We start from the raw sequence: 19,817 nt of genomic DNA on the forward strand, positions 1-19,817 counted from the left end.
TTCGAAGGCACTTATGAGCGACAAGACGATTGCTGACAAGATGTACTTGAAGACTGCCAAGTCGCTGGCCATCTTCAACGGCGGCGCCCACCAAAGCCTGGTTGATCAACTGCCGCAAGACATGATCGGCGTTGACGAGGCCGAAGCTGATGCGGTGCTGGTATTCGCGCTCAGCGAGGCCGAGCTCGACAAATGGTGGGAGGCGGCGCTGGCCAGGCTGGGCGAAAAAGGGTCGCTGTGGATTGCGTTTCTCAAGCAATCCGCGCCCAAGGCAACCGACCTGAACCGCGACGTGATCTACGAGTACGCCAGCGCACGCGGCGTGACCGGGGTGGCGCTCATTTCCATGGATGCGGACTGGTCGGCGGTGCGGCTCAAGCGGATTTAACTGGGCGGCGCAGGGCAGTTTTGGCCATCACGCGAACGTCCCATGTTGACAAGAAACCTTCCAATAAGTGGGCTGACAGTGCAGCACATCCACCTCGTCCTCGCGTACGCGAGGACGATGTTGTTTAGGTTCTCGGGTTGCCCAATGTCGCGATTGTATGCGCAGTCAAAGGGTTGCAAAACGTTCTGCAACACCAGCGTGGGCCAGGACGATGCAGCTTAATGTTGTAGTAAATCAGCCCGCTCACCGGCATGGCATTCCAACGCCCACTGCACATGCTCCCGCACCATCGCCGACGGATGTTCCGCCCGCGCCCCCAAGGCCGCCAGAATACCCGCATCACCCCTGCACTGACCAGCCGCATTCCCCAGCGCCACGGCAATATTGCGCAGCCAGCGCTCGTGCCCGATGCGCCGGATCGGGCTGCCCTCCAGACGGAGATCGAATTCCTCGGCGCTCCAGGCGAACAGCGCCACCAGTTCCGCGCCGCCCAGGCCGTTGCGCTCCTCAAAGTCGGGCACCACCGCCCGCTGCGCGAATTTATTCCACGGGCACACCGTCTGGCAATCATCGCAGCCATACACCCGGTTGCCGATCAGCGGCCGCAGTTCCAGCGGGATGCTGCTTTTCAGTTCAATCGTCAGGTAGGAAATGCAGCGCCGCGCATCCAGCCTGCCGGGCCCGAGGATGGCCTGGGTCGGGCAGACGTCGATGCACGCCTGGCAGGCGCCGCAATGCGCGCTGGCCGGCGCGTCCACCGGCAGCGCAATATCGACCAGGATTTCGCCCAGAAAAAACATCGACCCCGCTTCGCGGCTGAGCATCAGCGTGTGCTTGCCGCGCCAGCCCAGGCCCGCCTTTTCGGCCAGCGGCAACTCCATTACGGGCGCCGAATCGGTAAATACCCTGAACCCATATTCCCCGGTCACGCCGCCGATGCGCTCGGCCAGCTGCTGCAGCCGGCTGCGCAACACCTTGTGATAATCGCGCCCGCGTGCATACACCGACACCACGGCCGCCTGCGGATCGGCCAGGCGCGCCGTTTCGTGCTCGCGCCAGCCCTCTAGCGTGGTGGCCGGCAGATAATCCATGCGCGCGCAAATCACGCGCACGGTGCCCGGCACCAGTTCGCCAGGCCGCGCGCGCTTCATGCCATGGCTTGCCATATAATCCATCTCGCCGTGACGCCCGGCGTCCAGCCAGGCTTGCAAGCCCGCTTCGGCGTGGCGCAGATCGACGTCGGCAATGCGCACTTCGGCAAAGCCGAGTTCAACGCCCCACTGCTTGATGCGGCGGGCGAGCTCTGGCAAATCTGGTTGGGAAGGCTGCATGCTGGGACCGGTGGTTTACAATGACGCCTGGTTGACACTGCGCCGTACCGGGCGCACACCCCTGATTATTTCAAACGACATTTTATTCGATGCGCCATTTTACAGCCCACCTGCACGACGAAGCCGGCACCGCCGCCCTGGGCGCGGCCCTGGCGCGCGCGCTTGTTCCCGGCCTGGCGATCCATCTGCACGGCGACCTGGGCGCCGGCAAAACCGCCCTCACGCGCGCCCTGCTGCACGCGGCGGGGCACGTGGGCCACGTCAAGAGTCCGACTTACACGCTGTCCGAGCCCTACAGCATCGTACTGGACGGGGCCGCGGTCAGCGTGATCCACTTCGACCTGTACCGCATGTCGAGCGCCGAAGAGTTTCTCGACGCCGGCTTTCGCGAAGACTTCAATGCGGCCAACATCTGCATCGTCGAATGGCCCGAAAAAGCCGAGCCAGTGCTGCCGCCGCCCGATTTGAATGTCCGGTTGAGCGTGGCGGGCGCGGGTCGTGATGTAGAATTGCAAGCGTTGTCCGACCTGGGTTTGCTATGCCTCGACCGCCTCAAATTCGCCCCGAACCTTTAATTGCCGGCCCCGTCACGCGGCGCACGGTGCTCAAGGCCGGCGGCACGCTGCTGCTGTCGGTGCTGCCGGTGCTGCCTGCCGCCGCCGCGCAAATTCTCGCGGTACGGGTCTGGCCGGCCGCCGACTACACCCGCGTCACGCTGGAAAACGACACCGACCTGAAGGCGACGCACTTCACCGTGCCCGACCCGCAGCGCCTGGTGGTCGACATTGAAGGGCTCGAACTCAATCCTACCCTCAAGGGCCTGGTCGCCAAGATCGCCTCCAACGACCCGTACATCAAGCAGGTGCGCGTGGGCCAGAACCGGCCCAACGTGGTGCGCCTGGTGTTCGACCTGAAGGAAGAAATCAAGCCGCAGGTGTTTACGCTGGCGCCCGTGGGCACCTATAACCACCGCCTGATATTCGACCTGTATCCGATCAAGGCGGTCGACCCGATCGCCGCCATGATCGAAAAAGGTGATTGGGCGCAGGGCGCGCCGGGCACCGACCCGCAGGTGGCGGCCGTGCCGGCCACCGTGGCGCCGCCCGCGCCCGCGCTGCCCGCCTCGCCGCCGGTTGCCACCATCAAACCCGGCGCGGCGCCAACACCTGCGCCAGCCGCGCCGTCCGCGCCCGCCGTTGCTCAGGCTCCCGCCGTGCCCAACCCGGCCGCCGGCGCCAATGTAACGCGCATGATCACCATCGCGCTCGACCCTGGCCACGGCGGCGAAGACCCGGGCGCCATCGGTGCGCAAGGCACGCGTGAAAAAGACATCGTGCTGGCCATTGCCAAGCGCCTCAAATTCAAGCTTGAAGAGCAGCCCAACATCCGCGTCATGCTCACGCGCGACGGCGACTTTTTCGTCCCGCTCGGCACCCGCGTCGACAAGGCGCGCAAGGTGCAGGCCGACCTGTTCGTCTCGCTGCACGCCGACGCCTTTATCGCACCCTCCGCGCGCGGCTCGTCGGTGTTCGTGCTGTCCGAAAAAGGCGCCACCTCGAGCGCGGCGCGCTGGCTGGCCAACAAGGAAAACCTGGCCGACGCCATTGGCGGAGTCAACATGAAAGGCCAGGACGCGCAACTGGCCAGCGTGCTGCTGGACCTGTCGACGACGGCCCAGATCAACGACAGCATGAAGCTGGGGCGCGCGGTACTGAGCGAAATCGGCGGCATCGCCAAGCTGCACAAGGGCGCGGTCGAACAGGCCGGCTTTGCGGTGCTCAAAGCGCCCGACATTCCCTCGATCCTGATCGAAACGGCCTTCATCTCGAACCCGGAAGAAGAAGCCAAGCTGCGCGACAACGGCTACCAGGATGAAATCGCCAACGCCATCACCAAGGGTATCAAGCGCTATTTTTCGAAAAATCCTCCACTGGCCAAGGGCCGCCTGAGCTGAGCACATCGATATGAACGCAATCACCATGACCACCTGGGGCGCCCTGCCGGCCGTGCAGCTGACCAGCGCCGACGGCGCGTGCGCCATCGTCACGCTGTACGGCGCCCACCTCGTTTCCTGGACCAGTGCCGACGGCGCCGAAAAGCTGTTTTGCAGCGAGCGCTCCGCGCGCGACGGCAGCCGCGCCATTCGCGGCGGCGTGCCCGTCATCTTCCCCCAGTTCGCCGAGCGCGGCGACGGCATGCGGCACGGCTTTGCGCGCGTTTCCACGTGGCGCCTGGCCGACAGTGGTGAGGGCGAGCATGGTATTTTTGCCGTGTTCGTGCTGACCCGCCCCGACCTGACCCCGGCGATAGCGGCGGCGTGGGAGCACGGCTTCGAGCTGCGCCTGACGGTGGCCTTGCAGGGCCCGACGCTGAACCTGAGCCTGGACGTGCGCAATACCGGCGACGACGAGTTCGCGTTCTCGGCCGCGCTGCATACGTATTTTCTGGTGGACGCAATCGAAGCGGTGCGCATCAAGGGCGTCGAAGCGGGCGCGCTGCGCATCACCGACAAACTGGACCGCATCTACCGCGACGCCACGGCCGGCATCACGCTCGCGCACGGCGCCGGCACGCTCAGGCTGACCCAGTCAGGCTTTCGCGACGCCGTGATCTGGAACCCGGGCGCGGCCGACACGGCGGCGCTGGCGGACATGGACGACGCCGACTACAGGCGTTTTGTGTGCATCGAGCCGGCCCTGATCGTGCCGGCCAGCTTGCCAGCCGGCGCCGCCTGGCGCGGCGAGCACCAGGTGACCGCTAGTTCGGAAGGCTAATTCGTAGGGCGGATGCAATCGGCCGAAGGCATGCGTTACGTCGACGCATGCACTTGGCGGATTGCATCCGCCCTACGAAAAGCGTGATCCGAGCTCGGCTTTGCGCCAGGTTCCGGGATCAACTTCGGACGGCTAGTTCGGACGACTAGTTCGATTCCTTGACCACGCGCCCCGAACTGGCCTGGATCGGGCGCGCGTTAAGGGGATACAGGCGGCTAAAGAGCGCCATCTGCGCCGGTGACGCCTGCACCGGCTCCTTCATTACCATCCACAGCACGCCCTCCGTGCACGGCGGCGAGGTGAGCGAACCCATATAGGTAAAGTAGTCACGCCGGGCCGGCAGCAGGTCGGCCACGTTGAGCACGATCGATGGCGTGACGGTGTCGTTTTTTTCCAGCGGCAGGTTGTTCCATACGGTCTGGATCAGGTTCTGTGCCTTGCCCCGTTCCAGCAGCACGGCCACCACCGCCAGCTTGCCTTCGCTATCCTTGTGCTCCAGGTGGACCACCATCTCGAAGCCCTTGCCGTTGACGCGCTCTTCGGACGGACGATGGAAGTGGAACTGCAGCAGTTCGTAAGAACGCCCCCCAAGCGCGATGATATTGCCCGCGCCGACGTTGACCTGGATGGTGTGACCGTTGTCGATGACGTTAAAGGACGACGGCCGGTAGTCGAAGACGATGGGTTCTAGATCGACCTTCATGCCGTCGCGCAGGTCAATCGGCGACTGGCGCGTGCCAACGCCGCACTTGGTCCAGGCGGGGTTGCGGCCCCAGTTGGCCGGCCCCGTCTCGCCTTCGTACGACCAGTGCTCGCCCGGATACGGCTTGACGGCGGGCGGCGCCTCCACGCGAGCAACTGCCACATCCTTGCGGCGCGCTTCGGCCGCCTTGCGCGCCTTGGCAACGGCAGCGGCGCGGGCAACCTGATTGGCCCGCATGGCGGCCAGGCGCGCGGCGATTTTGGACGACAGCTCCGCTTCGGCCTCGTCTTCCCTGGCGGCTTGCGCGGCGGCCGTGGAAGTGGCGGCCGGTGCGGACGGCGCGGCCACGGCCGGCTTGATCGCGGGCAGCCCCGGCTTGATGGAAGGCGTGGCCACTTTGGCCGCCGGCGCAATGGGATCGTTCGCGCACGCCGCAGTGGCGACCAGGCTGCAAACGAACAGGGCAATCAGATGACGCATGAGGCTCCAGATATAGAAAGTACAGTCTGGTATCGGCGCGGGCCGCCCGAAACTTGAATATTTTGGAGAATGTTCCGCGCCCTTGCCGGGCGCGGACCTGCGCCTGCTTATTTTGCCATCATCTTGCGGCCGAATTTGTACAAGCCGCCCAGCGCGACCGGGACCACGGCCGCCGCCACGCCGATCAGCACGATCGTGGTCAGGTTGTCGCGAATCACAGGAACGCCGCCGAAGAAATAGCCGGCGGTGGTCAAGAGGGCGACCCAGGCCGATGCGCCGGCAAAATTGAACATCTGGAAGCGCCAGGGCGTCATCTTGGACACGCCCGCCACGAACGGCGCGAAGGTGCGCACCACCGGCACAAAGCGCGCCAGGATGATGGTCTTGCCGCCGTGTTTCTCGAAAAAATCATGGGTGCGGCGCAAGGCATCCTTGTTGATCCAGCGGTAATCGTGCGTGAAAACCCGCTGGCCGATGCGCGAACCGATCCAGTAATTGAGCGTATTGCCGGTGACGGCGGCGGTAATGAGGAGCGCGTTGAGCAGCCAGATGTTCATTTCGCCGGTGGCGCAAAACGCGCCCGCGATGAACAGCAGCGTGTCCCCGGGAAAAAAGAACAGAACCACCAGGCCCGTTTCGCTGAAAATGATCGCAAACAACACCACGTACACATAGATGCCGTAGTTGGCCAACAGCGTCTTCAAGTCAACTTTCATGATCAAGTTGACGATTTCCATCAGATCCATAGAGTTCCTAAGTGGTAGCGCCGCATCATACCATCTTCGCTACTGCACAAAACGCACGCCACGGCGCACTTTGGCGGTGGGTTCCGGCTTACAATTCCCGCACGCCAAGCCCGGGCGTGCCCGACGGAGACAGAACAATGCACATCATGAACAATCGGAGCCCAGCAATGCTGCTGGCCGCCGCGCTCGGCATGCTGGTGATGGGTCAGGCGGGCGCAGTCGAGAGCGCTGCGGCGCAGACCAACGCTGAGCTCAAGCCCAAGGCCACCGTGGCTGACATCATCAAGCAATCGAAGCCGGGCGACTGGCGTGCGCTGGACCCGGAAAACACGCTGTACATGCAAACCGCGCTGGGGCGCGTGATCATCGAGCTGGCGCCGACCTTTGCGCCCAACCACGTGGCCAATATCAAGACGCTCGTGCGCGAGCATTATTTCGACGGCTTGGTAATCTTGCGCTCGCAGGACAACTGGGTGGCGCAATGGGGCGACCCGGACGAAAAGCATCCAAAACCGATGAAAACGGCAAAAGCCACGCTCAAGGGCGAATTCACGGTGCCGATCAAAAACGACAAGGACTTTACCCGCCTGCCCGACCGCGACGGCTACGCGCCGCAGGTGGGCCACTCGAACGGTTTTCCATCCGCGCGCGACCAAAGGAGCGGGCAAGCGTGGCTGACGCACTGCTACGGCATGGTGGGCGTGGGGCGCGACAATGACGCCGACAGTGGCGGCGGCTCGGCGCTGTACGCCGTGATCGGACATGCCCCGCGCCACCTGGACCGCAACATTACCGTGGTCGGGCGCGTGGTGTCGGGCATGCCGCTGCTCTCGACGCTGCCGCGCGGCAGTGCGCCGATGGGCTTTTACGACAAGCCCGAGCAGAACGTGCCGATCCTGTCGGTGAAGGTGGCGGCCGACGTGCCGGTGGCCGAGCGCGCAAAATTTGAAGTGATGCGCACCGACAGCACCGCCTTCAAGGCCGCAGTCGAAGCGCAGCGCAACCGCGGCGGCCCGTGGACCAAGGTCGCGGCCGGCTACATCGATCTGTGCAACGCCCCCATCCCCGTGCGCGAACAACAATAGCCGGCTTTCGTAGGGCGGATGCAATCCGCCAATGCATGCATCAACGTAACGCATGCCTTCGGCCGATTGCATCCGCCCTACGAGGGCGCAAAGCCGGGATCACGACGGCGCTTTTCGTTGGGCGGATGCAATCGGCCAATTGCATGCATCAACGTAACGCATGCCTTCGGCGAATTGCATCCGCCCTACGAGGGCGCAAAGCCGGGACCACGAGGGCGTTTTCCATCGGGCGGATGCAATCGGCCAAGTGCATGCACCCACGCGACACTTGCCGTCGACCGATTGCATCCACCCCACGACGTTTATTTTAGGAACAAGCCGCAAGCGATATAATTCGTTGATGAATTCTGTCCTCGCCCATCGCCCCATCCAGGCTCTTCCCGATCAGTTAATTTCGCAAATTGCCGCCGGCGAGGTCGTCGAACGCCCTTCCGCCGTGGTCAAGGAATTGCTGGAAAACGCGCTCGACGCGGGCGCCACCCAGATCACCGTGCGCCTGGAAGAAGGCGGCGTAAAACGCATCGCCATCACCGACAATGGCCGCGGCATCGCCCCCGAGCAGTTGCCGCTCGCGCTGGCTCGCCACGCCACATCAAAAATCGCTTCCCTGACCGACCTGGAAAACGTCGCCACGCTCGGCTTTCGCGGCGAAGCGCTGGCCTCGATCGCGGCCGTCGCCGCCGTCACGGTCACCTCGCGCACGGCCGACGCGCCACACGCATGGGAAATCGTCGGCTCCCATCACGGCACGGTCGCCCCGTCGTCGGGCGCGCAGGGCACCACCATCGACGTGCAGGACCTGTATTTCAATACGCCGGCGCGGCGCAAGTTTCTCAAGTCCGAACAGACCGAATACGGCCACTGCGCCGAAGTGGTGCGCCGCATCGCGCTGGCGCGCCCTGACGTCGCGTTTTCGCTGTCGCACAACGGCCGCACCATCGACCAGTGGAACGTGTGCGCCATGGCCAAGCGCAGCGCCCACATTTTGGGCAATGACTTTGCCGAGGCGCGCTTGCCGATCGATGAATCGGCCGGCCCCTTGCGCGTGCACGGCTTCGCGGGCCTGCCCACGGCGTCCAAGGCACGCGCCGACGGCCAGTTCTTTTACGTCAATGGCCGCTACGTGCGCGACAAGCTGCTGGTGCACGCGGTGCGCGCCGCCTACCAGGACGTGCTGCACGGCGACCGCTTTCCCTCCTACGTGCTGGCGCTCGACCTTGACCCGGCGCTGGTCGACGTCAACGTCCATCCATCCAAGATCGAAGTGCGCTTTCGCGACAGCCGCTCGGTGCACCAGTTCGTGTTCCACGCTGTGCAGCGCGCGCTGGCGCTGACGTCGGCCACCAACTTTGGCACCGCCCCCGCGCCGCTGCCGGCCGCCGACGTCAACGGCGGCGCCAATGGCGCCAATACCGCCAATGCCGCCAATCCCGGTTCCTGGCGCCGCGAGCACGAGCAAACCACCTTTGGCGCCCAGCTCGCGACGGGCTACCCGGCCACCTTTTCGCCCTCGCCCTACGCGAGCGCCAACCGGCACGACGGCGCCGGCGTGGCACAAACCACGAACAGCTACGGCGCCCTGTTCGCCGCCGGCGCACCGGTCACGCCCTACAGCGCGCCGGCCCAGGGCATGTCGAGCGACGAGTTCCCGCTCGGCTTCGCGCTGGCCCAGCTGCACGGCATTTACATCCTGGCCCAGAACACCAAGGGCCTGGTGCTGGTCGACATGCACGCCGCGCACGAGCGCATCCTCTACGAGCAGATCAAGAACGCGCTCGACGCGCGCGCCGACGGCCACGACATGCAGGTCCAGTCGCTGCTGATTCCCGTCACCTTTTACGCTGACGCCGTGGAAGTGGGCACCGCCCAGGAAAACCAGGAAACGCTCAAGGCACTCGGCTTTGACATCGCGGCCCTGTCGCCCACCACGCTGGCGGTGCGCTCGGTGCCCACGCTGCTCAAGAACGCCGACGCCCAGACCCTGGCGCGCGACGTGCTGCGCGACGTGCGCGAGTTTGGCGGCTCGCGCGTGCTGGTCGAGCGGCGCAACGAGCTGCTGGGCACCCTCGCCTGCCACACGGCGGTGCGCGCCAACCGTATCTTGTCGGTGCCGGAGATGAACGCGCTGCTGCGCCAGATGGAGTCGACCGAGCGCGCCGACCAGTGCAACCACGGGCGCCCGACCTGGGTCCAGCTGGAGATCTCCGCGCTCGACAAGCTGTTCCTGCGCGGCCAGTGATGAACCAGACTAGCGGCGCGATCCAACCTCTGGCGCGGTACGCGCACGCCCCCATCCTGCTGCTGGTGGCGTGTTTCCTGATGCTGCAGCCGCTCTCCACCGACCTGTACCTGGCCTCGCTCCCCAGCCTGGGCAGCGTGTTTGGCGCGCCCATGGCAACCGTGCAGCTGACGCTGTCGATGTTCGTGATCGCCTTCGGGCTGGCGCAACTGGTTATCGGCCCTTTGTCGGACCGTTACGGGCGGCGCCCGGTCGTCATCTGGGGCCTGGGCCTGTACGTCGTGGCCAGCCTTCTGTGCGCCTTTGCGCCTTCCATTGAACTGTTGATCGCGGCGCGCTTCGTGCAGGCACTGGGCTGCTGCTCGGCCATCATCATCGCGCGCGCGATCGTGCGCGACGCGTACGCGCCGGCCGACAGCGTGCGCGTGATCGCCCGTGTCAGCACCTGGCTGGCGCTGGCGCCGCTCACTGGCCCCATCCTCGGCTCCTACCTGCAGGTGACGTTCGGCTGGCGCGCCGCCTTTGTCGCCCTCACGCTGCTGTCAAGCGCAGTGCTGGCCGCCGTCATCCTGCGCCTGCCCGAAACCAACGAGCACAAAGATGCGCGCGCCACCGAACTTGCCGGGCTGGCCGCCAACTGGCGCCTGGTGCTCGGTTCGCGCCAATTCTGGGCCCATGCACTGCCGGGCGCACTGTCGTACGGTTCGATCTTCGCTTTCATCTCGGGTTCGTCGCCGGTCCTGATCCGCATTTTGCAGGTGCCCACCGAATGGTTCGGCTACTGTTTTGCGTTTGGCGTGTCGGGCTACATGACGGGCACTATCGTGTGCCGGCGCCTGCTGCCTACGTTCGGCCCTGCCGTCACGCTGCGCATCGGCAGCACGCTGTCGGTGGGCGCCGGCGCGCTGTTCCTGGCCGCCGCCGGCTTTGGGCTGGCCCACTGGGCGCTGGTCACCGGCGCCATGTTCCTGACGATGCTCGCGCACGGCGTCAATTTCCCGGTCTCGCAATCCGGTTCGGTCACGCCGTTTCCGCAGCAGGCCGGCACCGCCGCCGGCTTGATGGGGGCGCTCTACATGTGCGTCGCTTTCGTCGTCGGCACGGCGGTTGGCGCCACCTACAACGGCACGCTGTACCCGCTGGCGGCGATCGCCTGCACGCTGGGCGCCAGCATTTTTGTCTCGGTGCGCCTGCTGGCGCTGCACCCGGCGGCGGTGGCGTCATGAAGCCGCTCGCCGTTGCCATCATGGGCCCGACCGCGTCGGGCAAGACCGCCGCCGCGCTGGCGATCGCGCGCGAGCTCCCGGCCGAAATCATCTCGGTCGATTCGGCGCTGGTCTACCGTGGCATGGACATTGGCACGGCCAAGCCAAGTGCCGAAGAACTGGCCAGCGCGCCGCACCACCTGATCGACATCATCGACCCGACCGAGTCGTATTCGGTGGCCCAGTTCCGCATCGACACGCTGCGCCTGGTGGCCGAAATCAACGCGCGCGGCAAGCTGGCGCTGCTGGTGGGCGGCACCATGATGTACTACAAGGGCTTGAGCGAAGGCCTGGACGACCTGCCGACTGCGGACGTGGCCCTGCGCGCCGAGATTGAAGCAGAAGCGGCGCGCATCGGCTGGCCGGGCATGCACGACAAGCTGCGCGCACTCGACCCGGTGACGGCCGAGCGCCTGGCGCCCAACGACGCCCAGCGCATCAACCGCGCGCTGGAGATCATCGCGCTGTCGGGCCGGCCGATGTCGGAGCTGCTGCTGGGGCGCCCCAAGCTTGCGCTGCCGTTCGAATTGCTGTCGTTCGGCCTGGAGCCGTCGGACCGCAGCGTGCTGCACCGGCGCATTGCAAATCGCTTCGACCAGATGCTCGGCGCCAGCGACGAAAGCGGCATCGTGGCCGAGGTGGCGCGCCTGCGCGCGCGCGGCGACCTGCAACCGGCGCTGCCGTCGATGCGCTGCGTGGGCTATCGGCAGACGTGGGACTATCTGGATGGCGTGATCGACCGCGCCGGCCTGCGCGAGACCGTTATCATCGCCACGCGCCAGCTTGCCAAGCGCCAGCTTACGTGGCTGCGTTCGATGCCCGATCGGCTCGTGATTGATTGTTTGGCTGACAATACGGCGGGGAAGATGCTGGCCCACATTGCTGCCAGAAAAAGCTTGTAACGCGAACCGCTTGACAGGTTTAAATGTGGTGCCTATAATGCTCGCCTGTTGGGTGATATAGCTCAGTTGGTTAGAGCACAGCATTCATAATGCTGGGGTCGGTGGTTCAAGTCCACCTATCACCACCAAAGACATGGCAAACATCAACGATGTTCGCCTAAAAACCCCTAAGAAATCAAACGCTTAGGGGTTTTTTTACGCCTGTAGTGCCAAAGTTTGCCCATTGACACCTATGTTTTTTGGGGGCAGTCTTGGGGGTCTGAACGATGCCCCTAAGATTGGATGCCCCAAAAAATGCCCAAAATCGTCCTACCCCTTGCTGACAAAGCGATCAAGAACGCCAAGCCGCGCGACAAGGCCTACAAGCTGGCCGATGGCGGCGGGCTATACCTGGAAGTGATGCCGACCGGCGCGAAACTGTGGCGCATGAAGTTCAAGCAGGCAAGCGGCAAAGAAAGCCGGCTCGCCTTTGGTGCCTACGATGAGGTATCACTTGCCGATGCCCGCGCCAAACGCGACACGGCGCGCAAGCAGATGGCGGTCGGCGTGGACCCGGCGCAGGCCAAGCGCATCGAGAAGCAGCAAAAGGCGACCGTGGCGGCGAATACCTTTGAAGCCGTCGCACGTGAATGGCACTCCAACAAGCTCGCTTCGTGGCAGGACCGCACCGCCACCAACATCCTGCACCGGCTGGAGGTGGACGTGTTCCCACTGATCGGCAGGCACCCTATCGCAGAAATCAAAGCGCCGGTCATCCTGGACGTACTACGCCAGATCGAGAAACGCGGTGCGCTGGACATGGCGAAGCGCCAAGGGCACGCGACCGCTGAACGGCTGGCTTGATCCGCCGAAGCCGCTTGAAAAAAAGCGCCCAGTACGCCACGTGTACCTACCGCGATGAAAAATGGCGATTTAGGTACACCACGTGTACTAGGCGCATGAACAAACAAGCCGTTTAGGTACGCCAGGTGTACCTAAATGGCCTGTTTTTGGCCTTCGTCTGGTACGCCACGTGTACACCTCTATAGATTTACCATCTCCTACCGGAAGCAAGGCACGAGGATGGCAACGAGCAAATGAAAGGCACGAACATTATGGCAAGCACGACCAAGCGCAAATTGACCGCACTAGCACCAGCGCCAGCGAAGGCCAATGTGCTGACGGTCACGCAGGAGGATGGAAAAACCCGCGAACGCCAGAAAGCAGAACTCGGACTATCGTCCACCGTCGCCAATGCCGTCACGTCATCGAACTTCGCGCAGGGATCGTTTGGCGTAGTCGAGTTATCGGAAGCCGTCGGCGTGATGCGGGACAAGATCGCCAGGGTGAAGGCCGGCGACTTGTCCGACGTGGAAGCGACATTGACCGCGCAGGCGGCGACGCTCGACACCGTGTTCAATGAGCTGGCGAGACGGGCCGCGCTGAACATGGGCGAACACCTAAGCGCGACCGAGACATATTTACGGCTGGCCTTCAAGGCGCAGGCACAATGTCGCGCGACGCTGGAAACGCTGGCCGAAGTGAAGCATCCCAAAGCGGCAACCTTCGTTCGCCAGCAAAATGTCGCGTATCAGCAGCAAGTGAACAATGGCGACGATAAAGCGACCATTACGCGCGCAGGCGAGGGAGGGCGGGAGGGGGGCTGAAAAGCCTACGCCCCACCTACTGGACACCGCTCCGTATTCTTCGCTTTATCGCTAACCCACAATATCCCCGCGTGCGCGTGCGCGCGGAAGACCATCGAATCAATCAAACGAACTATTGGAGGCTAAGCATGGCCAACGGATGGACGCCGGAGCGTAGGGCGAGGCAGGCAATACAAATCTCTACATGGACACCATGGGACCGGTCCACAGGCCCTCGGACGGCCGTAGGCAAGGCGCGCAGCAGTCGCAACGCTAACAAGCCCAGATCACTCAATAGGCAAATGCTGACGCTCAAAAAAGAGGTTGCTTCCATTCTGTCGCAAGCAAAGGAAAGCAGCCGCACGTGCAAACACGATATCGCAGCGATTCACAAACTGGCATCAAAATCCAAATGACACGTCTATAGAGATTTTCGAGAAAACAAAAGCTGCCTCCGGGCCCGCGCGCCCCTGTGTCAAACTTGACCATTGACCTCGGATTTGGAGAGGCCCCCTTGATAGTTGGCCACGCTGCTAGCTACCCGCACCATCGGCAAGAACTGAGTGCCCTCAACAGCCCACATGTTTGTCGCGGCCTCAGTGCTTCAAAAGGTCAGTCAACTCCTTGGTACTATCAGATTGGTAGTTGAGCAGGCGAGCCCGCGCTTCCGTATCACGCTGGCTCGCTGTCACCATTGCATTTACCAACTGACGGTAACGCGCCAGAGTCGCTTCGTCATTGAACAACAGGTTAACCGGCGGCCCCTTGTCGACAGCGTAACCGCCCGGGCTGGCGTCCATCAAGTCGAGAATACCCTCGACCGTGCCGCTGGCTTCCGTTTCGGAACTGACGAGTGCGTCGAGATAGGTACTGAGTTGGGCTGACGACTCATCGAACCCGCTTGCAGCCGATGCCGCCATGGCAACGGGCAACTGTAACTGCGCCGCCCGAATACCGAGCTTGCCACGGGCGGTAGCTGCATCCAACTGATTCTTGTAATCGGCGGTAGCCTGCTTCCACACCTCCAAAGTTGCACGGGTTTGGACCCGTAGGCTTGCTGATGCCAGCGACGTAGGCGTGAGCATCAGTTCTGGATGGAGACCGGAAATTGTTTTAGTGTATGTAGCGGTGGTCGCTAACACGTCGCGGCTGTAGGCCGCCTCCGCCAGCATTATTGGCTCTATCATTCCGACCTGAGCATCTTTGACCTCCTGATCGCTAACCAGTACGCCGGACCGCATTTTGTTTATGAGCGGGGCCGCCTTCGCCAATGAAAGAAGCGCATGGCGGTCTTCTCTGATCGTTGCGTAACTCTTGTAGTTGACCCCGCCCACCACAACGAGGGCTGCCAGTACGGCGCCGTATCCGGGAGGCAGCCGGGGAGTAAGGCGGAACAACATGTATGCGAAGAGGCCGTAAACCAGCCACTCGCCGAACCAGTACGAAATAGCGTTTCCGCCGGCTTCGTTGTCCGCAACGTGAAACTGCCAGGTAGCGGCGAACAAACCGATTGCTAGGACCGCTACGACCGCTATAAAAGTTCGAATACGATGGCGCCGTTTCCGTTTCGCTTCCAGAACCGTCGCTTCTGGCATCTCAGACTTTATCGGGCGTTGTGCGCGCCAGCCCGCAACCGCCCAGACGAGACCCCAGAGGATAACGAGCGGAAGGACCCCGAGCCCCAAGACTTCACCGCTGCGATTGTCGTCCGCGACCAAAATGACAAGGCAGACCCAAACTGCTGACAGCACTAGACCAACCCGCGTTTTCCATCCGAATCTCACAAAGCCCCCCCTTGCATTATTGCCAAATAATAACGACCTAAAGGCTTCATGTCTACTATGGGAGGCGCCAAAACACCTCTTAACAAAGCTAATGTCTCTTATAGCTAGCTTGGCCAGCTCGTTGAAAACACTTTTCGGGGCATGTTTAGGGGCAGATCGGATATCTAAACGCACCGGACTAAGCATACATGCGGCTTTCAAGCCACAATTACAGTCCACCTATCACCACCAAGAACACGTTTCAAGAAGTCCAGTGACGTACAGAAACCCGCATCTCTCCCTGTGAGAATGCGGGTTTTTTGTTTTTTGGTCGTTTGGATTCATTTACCTCCCAACTTTTTTGCATCCATACTTCCTTTCATGCATGCAAACCCCCAGCCGGCGTTATCTCTCCCCCCATCGTAGAGCGCGCCATTGGACTGGCGCTTCAGCAGGGCTGGCGTCCCGGTGAGGCGGGAAGTGCTTTTGAGCTTTCGATGCACTGTGCCTAATGACTAATTCGGGGCGGAGCTACCGAGCCGTTTGGCCCTGTCGTGCCGTCGAGTACACTCGGCAGTGACCGGCCAGGAGCGGCCGGGACACATATACAAAGAAACTAAATGAGCAAGAAAACGCTTCCTCAGATCCTCCGTAGCTTCTTCCACATTTTCTGCAGGATCATTTCCGCTAAAGAAGAGGTATTGGAACGTTCCAGTGGCCGACAATACGAACTAACGATCATCCGGTTCACCCCCAGCCCAGTGCCGGTGACTGAGACGTTTAGTTCAGGAAATGCGGCCGCTACTTGGATTGGTATTCCCACCGACCGTGACTGTCTAATCGAAGCTTCAGTTTGGCATGATACCGATAGCTTGGGCGACTTTTGCTTATGGTGTTCTGGGGCATATGCCGTTGCACGAATAGGTGAGCATCGTTCACATGATGCGAGCGATCCCGACAGCATTTCCGCGAATAGTAATACCATCTCATTTAAAGATGACGACGGCTCAATTTACACCCCGTCGAGCGAACTGGTGTTGCCGCGTGAACTGGCCGTTCGTGCCATTCACGCTTGGCTCATAGATTTGCAGCATCCAAGTTTCCTGCGCTGGAGTTAGCGTCGTCCAACAAACCGTTGACCTGCGGCTTTTTGCGCACGGGTTCCTGCCTCAGTCCCAGCCCGTATAATTTGACGCACATCAACGATTTTGTGACTAGCCCTCACTACACTGGCTACACTTGCTACAGGTAGTCGCGCGCGGGCAAGTCAGACTGTCGCGACTTCGCCGCGATTTACCTCATCTGGCATAATGATTCTGGAGCAAGTATGAATTGGAGAAACAGTCCTGCACGCTACGGCTGGCTAGCGATCAGCCTGCACTGGCTGATGCTCGTGCTGCTGGTCGCGGTCTACCTGAGCATGGAACTGCGCGGCTATTTCCCGAAAGGCAGCGCCGAGCGCGACGCCATGAAAACCTGGCACTACATGCTCGGCCTGTCGGTGCTCGTGCTCGCCTCGCTGCGCCTGGCGGTCCACCTGCGCGGCCCCGCCCCCGCAATTTCGCCCTCCCCCGCCGCTTGGCAAACTACCGGCGCCACGCTGATGAAGGCAGCGCTGTATATCTTCATGCTGGCCATGCCGCTACTGGGCTGGCTCATCCTCAGTGCCAAAGGGTCGACCATCCCCTTCTTCGGCCTGCATCTTCCCCCGCTGCTGAGCCAGAGCAAGGACCTGGCGGAGTCGATCAAGGAAATCCATGAGACCATCGCGACGCTCGGCTATGTCCTCGTCGGCCTGCATGCGGCGGCCGCCTTGTATCACCATTATTTTTTGCGCGACGACACCTTGCGCAGGATGCTGCCAAAATGAAGGCCCGCGCAGCGCGACCGTGTTACCGAGGTGCCTTTGACCGACTTTAACGTCCCTGTCGACGATCCCGAAGACCAAGCTCACACCCCGGCCGAGCGCACCGCCGCCGCCTCGCGCAGCACCTGGGTCAGCGTAGCGGTCAACATCGCGCTGAGCGGCGTGCAGATCACCGTCGGCGTGCTCGCCAAATCGCAGGGCCTGGTGGCCGACGGCATCCATTCGCTCTCTGACCTGGTGGCCGATTTCGTGGTGCTCTTTGCCAGCCACCACGGCGCCAAGGAAGCCGATGCCGAACACCCCTACGGCCATCAACGCTTCGAAAACGCGGCTTCCCTGGTGGTGGGCGCCCTGCTGCTGGCCGTCGGCGCCGGCATGGCCTGGTCGGCCATCGACAAGCTGCAAAACCCGCACGATATCCCGGTGGTCCACGCGGTCGCGCTCGGCGTCGCTGCGGTGGCCCTGGTGTCCAAGGAAATCCTGTTTCGCTACATGCTGCGGATTGCCACCCGAGTCAAGTCGAGCATGCTCGTCGCCAATGCCTGGCATGCCCGCTCAGACGCAGCCTCGTCGCTGGTAGTAGGCATCGGAATCGCCGGTAACCTGGCCGGCTATCCGCTGCTCGACCCGATCGCCGCGCTGGTCGTCGGCCTGATGATCATCAAGATGGGTTCGAGCTTCGCGTGGGACGCCCTGCATGAATTGATGGACCGCGGCGTCGACGAACAGGAACTGAAGGCGATCATCGCCACGCTGACCGCTACCCCGGGCGTGATGGGCGTGCACGACGTGCGCACCCGCAAGATGGGCGACATGATCGTGGTCGACGCCCATCTCGAGGTGGACGCCGCGATCCCGGTCGAAGCCGGGCATGACATTGCTGTGGCGGCGCGCCGCAACGTAATGGAACGGCATCGCGTGCTCTCGCTCATGACGCACATCGATCCGTGGCGCAAACCGGACCTGGACCACGCCCCGGCTCCCGCGCGCAACGCCGCGCGCCACTGACACACCCATCACCAGCACCAAGGAACATCATGAAAACCAATGTAGGTAATGTGGACCGCGCCTTGCGCATCGCCGCCGGACTGGGCCTGATCGGCGCAACACTGTTCGGCGCGATCGGCGCCTGGGGCTGGATCGGCGTCGTCCCGCTGGCGACCGGCATCTTCCGCTTTTGTCCCGCGTATCTGCCGTTCGGGATTCGCACTTGCCCTGCCGGACGATAAACCACGGGTTATCAAAAAATGACGGCCGCGCCGCGCCAGTACAGGTAATCGGGACGACCTATCCACCTGCGCGGCTCGCGCCGGCAACGGCCGCGCTGCGGCAATTGGCACACCTGGCCGCTACGCGCACTTGCCGCGCCCTGCGGCCAAATCCTTCCCCCCACGCGGCTGTCGACGCGCCCTGGCGCCTCCTCGAACCATCGCCGCCGAGCGCCCACCAGCCCGCCATTAATCTATTGAATTATATTCTGTGTGATTAGATAATATCTCTGCGCATTACGCCCCAAGGACAGGCCCGACAATGAACGACCTCGCCCAGCTCGACCCCGCCGCCATGCAGGCAGCGGCAACCCGCGCCTGCACCCTGTTCAAGGTACTCGCCAACCGCGACCGGCTGCTGTTGCTGTGCCAGCTCACGCAAGGGCCGCTGTGCGTGGGCGAGCTGGAAAGCATTTCGGGAATTCAACAGCCCACACTTTCCCAGCAGTTGGCCGTGCTGCGCGACGAAGCGCTGGTCACAACCCGCCGCGAAGGCAAGCAAATTTTTTACAGCATGGCCAGTGCCGAAGCGCTGGCAGTCATGCAGGTGCTGTCCCAGCTGTATTGTGCCACCGCCGAAGGAGCAACAACATGATGATCGATTGGCCAAACTTCACGCCGTGGGCCTCGCTGGCCGGCGGCGCCTTGATCGGCCTGGCGGCATCGCTGCTGATCCTGTTTAACGGCCGCATTGCGGGCATCAGCGGCATCCTGGGCGGCTTGCTGGTCAGCCTGGGCACCCGCTACGGCTCAGGCTACACCAGCGGGCACGGCGTGTGCGGTCTGTCGCGCCTGTCGCTCCGTTCGCTCCGTTCGCTCCGTTCGCTGGCCGCCACGCTCGCTTTCATGGGGGCCGGCTTGGCTACCGTCTTTCTCGTTCGCTACGATATTGGATAAGGGGCACACCGTGCATATCATCATCGCGCTGCCGGCCGGATTGCTGTTCGGCATAGGCCTGATTATTTCCGGCATGACCGATCCGTCCAAGGTCATCGGTTTTCTCGACCTGGCCGGCCGCTGGGATCCTTCGCTCGGCTTCGTCATGGGCGGCGCGATCCTGATCGGGCTAATTGCGTTCCGCTTCGCGTCCAAGCGCGACAAGTCGCTGCTCGGCGACGTCATGCGTTTGCCGTAAAGGGACGATATCGACTGCCGCCTGGTGCTGGGCAGCCTCGCCTTTGGCGCCGGCTGGGGCCTGGCCGGCTACTGCCCGGGCCCGGCGCTGGCCTCGCCCGCCAGCGGTGGCGCCAAGCCCCTCATTTTTTCTGCGGCGATGCTGGCGGGGATGGCGCTGTTTGATCTGATCGAGCGCCTGGGCCGGGGTGGCTGATGGACCAGACCCCGCAAGCGTACGTTTGCTTTGCGGCACTTGCGATTTATA

General features: G+C 62.9%; 20 protein-coding genes, 1 tRNA gene and 1 pseudogene. 18 read left to right on the top strand and 4 right to left on the bottom strand.

Annotated features, from left to right (window positions below; translation table 11 throughout):
* Positions 1 to 13: 13 nt before the first annotated feature.
* Positions 14 to 388, top strand: coding sequence for a DUF3052 family protein (locus tag ACP7BV_RS07500; protein WP_426103103.1), 375 nt, complete (start codon positions 14 to 16; stop codon positions 386 to 388).
* 218 nt (positions 389 to 606) lie between these two features.
* Here ACP7BV_RS07500 and queG read toward each other — a convergent pair whose 3' ends face one another.
* Positions 607 to 1,719, bottom strand: coding sequence for a tRNA epoxyqueuosine(34) reductase QueG (gene queG, locus ACP7BV_RS07505; RefSeq protein WP_426103105.1), 1,113 nt, complete (start codon positions 1,717 to 1,719; stop codon positions 607 to 609).
* Positions 1,720 to 1,808: 89 nt separating this feature from the next.
* Here queG and tsaE point away from each other — a divergent pair, with 89 nt between their 5' ends.
* The 3 genes from tsaE to ACP7BV_RS07520 are packed head-to-tail and all read left to right on the top strand — an operon-like array spanning position 1,809 to position 4,493.
* The gene (gene tsaE, locus ACP7BV_RS07510) at positions 1,809 to 2,294 is read left to right on the top strand and encodes a tRNA (adenosine(37)-N6)-threonylcarbamoyltransferase complex ATPase subunit type 1 TsaE (protein ID WP_426103107.1); all 486 of its coding nucleotides are present in this window, start codon (positions 1,809 to 1,811) and stop codon (positions 2,292 to 2,294) included.
* Entirely contained in the window at positions 2,258 to 3,673 is a 1,416-nt protein-coding gene (locus ACP7BV_RS07515; protein ID WP_426103109.1) for an N-acetylmuramoyl-L-alanine amidase, read from the top strand. Before tsaE ends, ACP7BV_RS07515 begins: the two co-directional genes overlap by 37 nt.
* Positions 3,674 to 3,683: 10 nt before the next feature.
* On the top strand, positions 3,684 to 4,493 hold the full coding sequence (locus ACP7BV_RS07520; RefSeq protein ID WP_426103111.1) for a D-hexose-6-phosphate mutarotase: 810 nt from the start codon (positions 3,684 to 3,686) through the stop codon (positions 4,491 to 4,493).
* Positions 4,494 to 4,638: 145 nt separating this feature from the next.
* On the opposite strand, the gene ACP7BV_RS07525 is transcribed toward ACP7BV_RS07520, so the two are convergent.
* Complete coding sequence (locus ACP7BV_RS07525) at positions 4,639 to 5,676, bottom strand: carbonic anhydrase (RefSeq protein ID WP_426103113.1); 1,038 nt, start codon at positions 5,674 to 5,676, stop codon at positions 4,639 to 4,641.
* Between the two features lie 107 nt (positions 5,677 to 5,783).
* Positions 5,784 to 6,422, bottom strand: a complete 639-nt coding sequence (locus tag ACP7BV_RS07530) for a VTT domain-containing protein (protein ID WP_426103115.1) — start codon at positions 6,420 to 6,422, stop codon at positions 5,784 to 5,786.
* 146 nt (positions 6,423 to 6,568) lie between these two features.
* On the opposite strand from ACP7BV_RS07530, the gene ACP7BV_RS07535 reads away from it, so the two are divergent.
* The 7 genes from ACP7BV_RS07535 to ACP7BV_RS07565 all read left to right on the top strand — a co-directional run bounded on the left by ACP7BV_RS07535 (position 6,569) and on the right by ACP7BV_RS07565 (position 13,559).
* The gene (locus tag ACP7BV_RS07535; protein ID WP_426103117.1) at positions 6,569 to 7,507 is read left to right on the top strand and encodes a peptidylprolyl isomerase; all 939 of its coding nucleotides are present in this window, start codon (positions 6,569 to 6,571) and stop codon (positions 7,505 to 7,507) included.
* Positions 7,508 to 7,847: 340 nt separating this feature from the next.
* Positions 7,848 to 9,746: a DNA mismatch repair endonuclease MutL gene (gene mutL / locus ACP7BV_RS07540; protein WP_426103119.1), complete on the top strand. Its 1,899-nt coding sequence runs from the start codon at positions 7,848 to 7,850 to the stop codon at positions 9,744 to 9,746.
* Positions 9,746 to 10,972, top strand: a complete 1,227-nt coding sequence (locus tag ACP7BV_RS07545) for a multidrug effflux MFS transporter (RefSeq protein WP_426103120.1) — start codon at positions 9,746 to 9,748, stop codon at positions 10,970 to 10,972. The genes mutL and ACP7BV_RS07545 overlap by 1 nt, the downstream gene beginning before the upstream one ends.
* The gene (miaA, locus tag ACP7BV_RS07550) at positions 10,969 to 11,913 is read left to right on the top strand and encodes a tRNA (adenosine(37)-N6)-dimethylallyltransferase MiaA (RefSeq protein WP_426103122.1); all 945 of its coding nucleotides are present in this window, start codon (positions 10,969 to 10,971) and stop codon (positions 11,911 to 11,913) included. The genes ACP7BV_RS07545 and miaA overlap by 4 nt, the downstream gene beginning before the upstream one ends.
* 51 nt (positions 11,914 to 11,964) lie before the next feature.
* Positions 11,965 to 12,041 (top strand) — tRNA-Met (locus ACP7BV_RS07555).
* A gap of 166 nt (positions 12,042 to 12,207) precedes the next feature.
* Positions 12,208 to 12,756: a tyrosine-type recombinase/integrase gene (locus tag ACP7BV_RS07560; RefSeq protein WP_426103124.1), complete on the top strand. Its 549-nt coding sequence runs from the start codon at positions 12,208 to 12,210 to the stop codon at positions 12,754 to 12,756.
* 233 nt (positions 12,757 to 12,989) lie between these two features.
* Positions 12,990 to 13,559 carry a hypothetical protein gene (locus ACP7BV_RS07565; protein ID WP_426103126.1) on the top strand — a complete coding sequence of 190 codons (570 nt, stop codon included), beginning with the start codon at positions 12,990 to 12,992 and terminating at the stop codon, positions 13,557 to 13,559.
* 575 nt (positions 13,560 to 14,134) lie between these two features.
* Here ACP7BV_RS07565 and ACP7BV_RS07570 read toward each other — a convergent pair.
* The gene (locus ACP7BV_RS07570; RefSeq protein ID WP_426103128.1) at positions 14,135 to 15,043 is read right to left on the bottom strand and encodes a hypothetical protein; all 909 of its coding nucleotides are present in this window, start codon (positions 15,041 to 15,043) and stop codon (positions 14,135 to 14,137) included.
* 878 nt (positions 15,044 to 15,921) lie between these two features.
* Here ACP7BV_RS07570 and ACP7BV_RS07575 point away from each other — a divergent pair.
* From ACP7BV_RS07575 to ACP7BV_RS07605, 7 genes and pseudogenes are all read left to right on the top strand, one after another.
* Positions 15,922 to 16,419 (top strand): hypothetical protein, encoded by a 498-nt coding sequence (locus ACP7BV_RS07575; RefSeq protein WP_426103130.1) that lies wholly within the window; start codon positions 15,922 to 15,924, stop codon positions 16,417 to 16,419.
* A 209-nt stretch (positions 16,420 to 16,628) separates the two neighbouring features.
* Positions 16,629 to 17,171, top strand: a complete 543-nt coding sequence (locus tag ACP7BV_RS07580; protein ID WP_426103132.1) for a cytochrome b — start codon at positions 16,629 to 16,631, stop codon at positions 17,169 to 17,171.
* 36 nt (positions 17,172 to 17,207) lie between these two features.
* The gene (locus ACP7BV_RS07585) at positions 17,208 to 18,176 is read left to right on the top strand and encodes a cation diffusion facilitator family transporter (protein ID WP_426103134.1); all 969 of its coding nucleotides are present in this window, start codon (positions 17,208 to 17,210) and stop codon (positions 18,174 to 18,176) included.
* Positions 18,177 to 18,205: 29 nt separating this feature from the next.
* Positions 18,206 to 18,397: a YgaP family membrane protein gene (locus ACP7BV_RS07590; protein WP_426103136.1), complete on the top strand. Its 192-nt coding sequence runs from the start codon at positions 18,206 to 18,208 to the stop codon at positions 18,395 to 18,397.
* 301 nt (positions 18,398 to 18,698) lie between these two features.
* On the top strand, positions 18,699 to 19,031 hold the full coding sequence (locus ACP7BV_RS07595) for an ArsR/SmtB family transcription factor (RefSeq protein WP_426103138.1): 333 nt from the start codon (positions 18,699 to 18,701) through the stop codon (positions 19,029 to 19,031).
* Entirely contained in the window at positions 19,028 to 19,333 is a 306-nt protein-coding gene (locus tag ACP7BV_RS07600) for a YeeE/YedE family protein (RefSeq protein WP_426103140.1), read from the top strand. Before ACP7BV_RS07595 ends, ACP7BV_RS07600 begins: the two co-directional genes overlap by 4 nt.
* Positions 19,334 to 19,343: 10 nt before the next feature.
* A pseudogene (locus ACP7BV_RS07605) lies at positions 19,344 to 19,766 on the top strand (YeeE/YedE family protein).
* Positions 19,767 to 19,817 lie beyond the last annotated feature (51 nt).

Origin of the sequence: Massilia sp. TSP1-1-2 (genome assembly GCF_049896185.1) — a bacterium.
Classification (GTDB): Bacteria; Pseudomonadota; Gammaproteobacteria; order Burkholderiales; family Burkholderiaceae_D; genus Telluria_A.

Coding starts and splice junctions, on each gene's coding strand:
- ACP7BV_RS07500 (WP_426103103.1), top strand. CDS start 14: ATGAGCGACAAGACGATTGCTGACAAGATGTACTTGAAGACTGCCAAG.
- queG (WP_426103105.1), bottom strand. CDS start 1,719: ATGCAGCCTTCCCAACCAGATTTGCCAGAGCTCGCCCGCCGCATCAAG.
- tsaE (WP_426103107.1), top strand. CDS start 1,809: ATGCGCCATTTTACAGCCCACCTGCACGACGAAGCCGGCACCGCCGCC.
- ACP7BV_RS07515 (WP_426103109.1), top strand. CDS start 2,258: ATGCCTCGACCGCCTCAAATTCGCCCCGAACCTTTAATTGCCGGCCCC.
- ACP7BV_RS07520 (WP_426103111.1), top strand. CDS start 3,684: ATGAACGCAATCACCATGACCACCTGGGGCGCCCTGCCGGCCGTGCAG.
- ACP7BV_RS07525 (WP_426103113.1), bottom strand. CDS start 5,676: ATGCGTCATCTGATTGCCCTGTTCGTTTGCAGCCTGGTCGCCACTGCG.
- ACP7BV_RS07530 (WP_426103115.1), bottom strand. CDS start 6,422: ATGGATCTGATGGAAATCGTCAACTTGATCATGAAAGTTGACTTGAAG.
- ACP7BV_RS07535 (WP_426103117.1), top strand. CDS start 6,569: ATGAACAATCGGAGCCCAGCAATGCTGCTGGCCGCCGCGCTCGGCATG.
- mutL (WP_426103119.1), top strand. CDS start 7,848: ATGAATTCTGTCCTCGCCCATCGCCCCATCCAGGCTCTTCCCGATCAG.
- ACP7BV_RS07545 (WP_426103120.1), top strand. CDS start 9,746: ATGAACCAGACTAGCGGCGCGATCCAACCTCTGGCGCGGTACGCGCAC.
- miaA (WP_426103122.1), top strand. CDS start 10,969: ATGAAGCCGCTCGCCGTTGCCATCATGGGCCCGACCGCGTCGGGCAAG.
- ACP7BV_RS07560 (WP_426103124.1), top strand. CDS start 12,208: ATGCCCAAAATCGTCCTACCCCTTGCTGACAAAGCGATCAAGAACGCC.
- ACP7BV_RS07565 (WP_426103126.1), top strand. CDS start 12,990: ATGAAAGGCACGAACATTATGGCAAGCACGACCAAGCGCAAATTGACC.
- ACP7BV_RS07575 (WP_426103130.1), top strand. CDS start 15,922: ATGAGCAAGAAAACGCTTCCTCAGATCCTCCGTAGCTTCTTCCACATT.
- ACP7BV_RS07580 (WP_426103132.1), top strand. CDS start 16,629: ATGAATTGGAGAAACAGTCCTGCACGCTACGGCTGGCTAGCGATCAGC.
- ACP7BV_RS07590 (WP_426103136.1), top strand. CDS start 18,206: ATGAAAACCAATGTAGGTAATGTGGACCGCGCCTTGCGCATCGCCGCC.
- ACP7BV_RS07595 (WP_426103138.1), top strand. CDS start 18,699: ATGAACGACCTCGCCCAGCTCGACCCCGCCGCCATGCAGGCAGCGGCA.
- ACP7BV_RS07600 (WP_426103140.1), top strand. CDS start 19,028: ATGATGATCGATTGGCCAAACTTCACGCCGTGGGCCTCGCTGGCCGGC.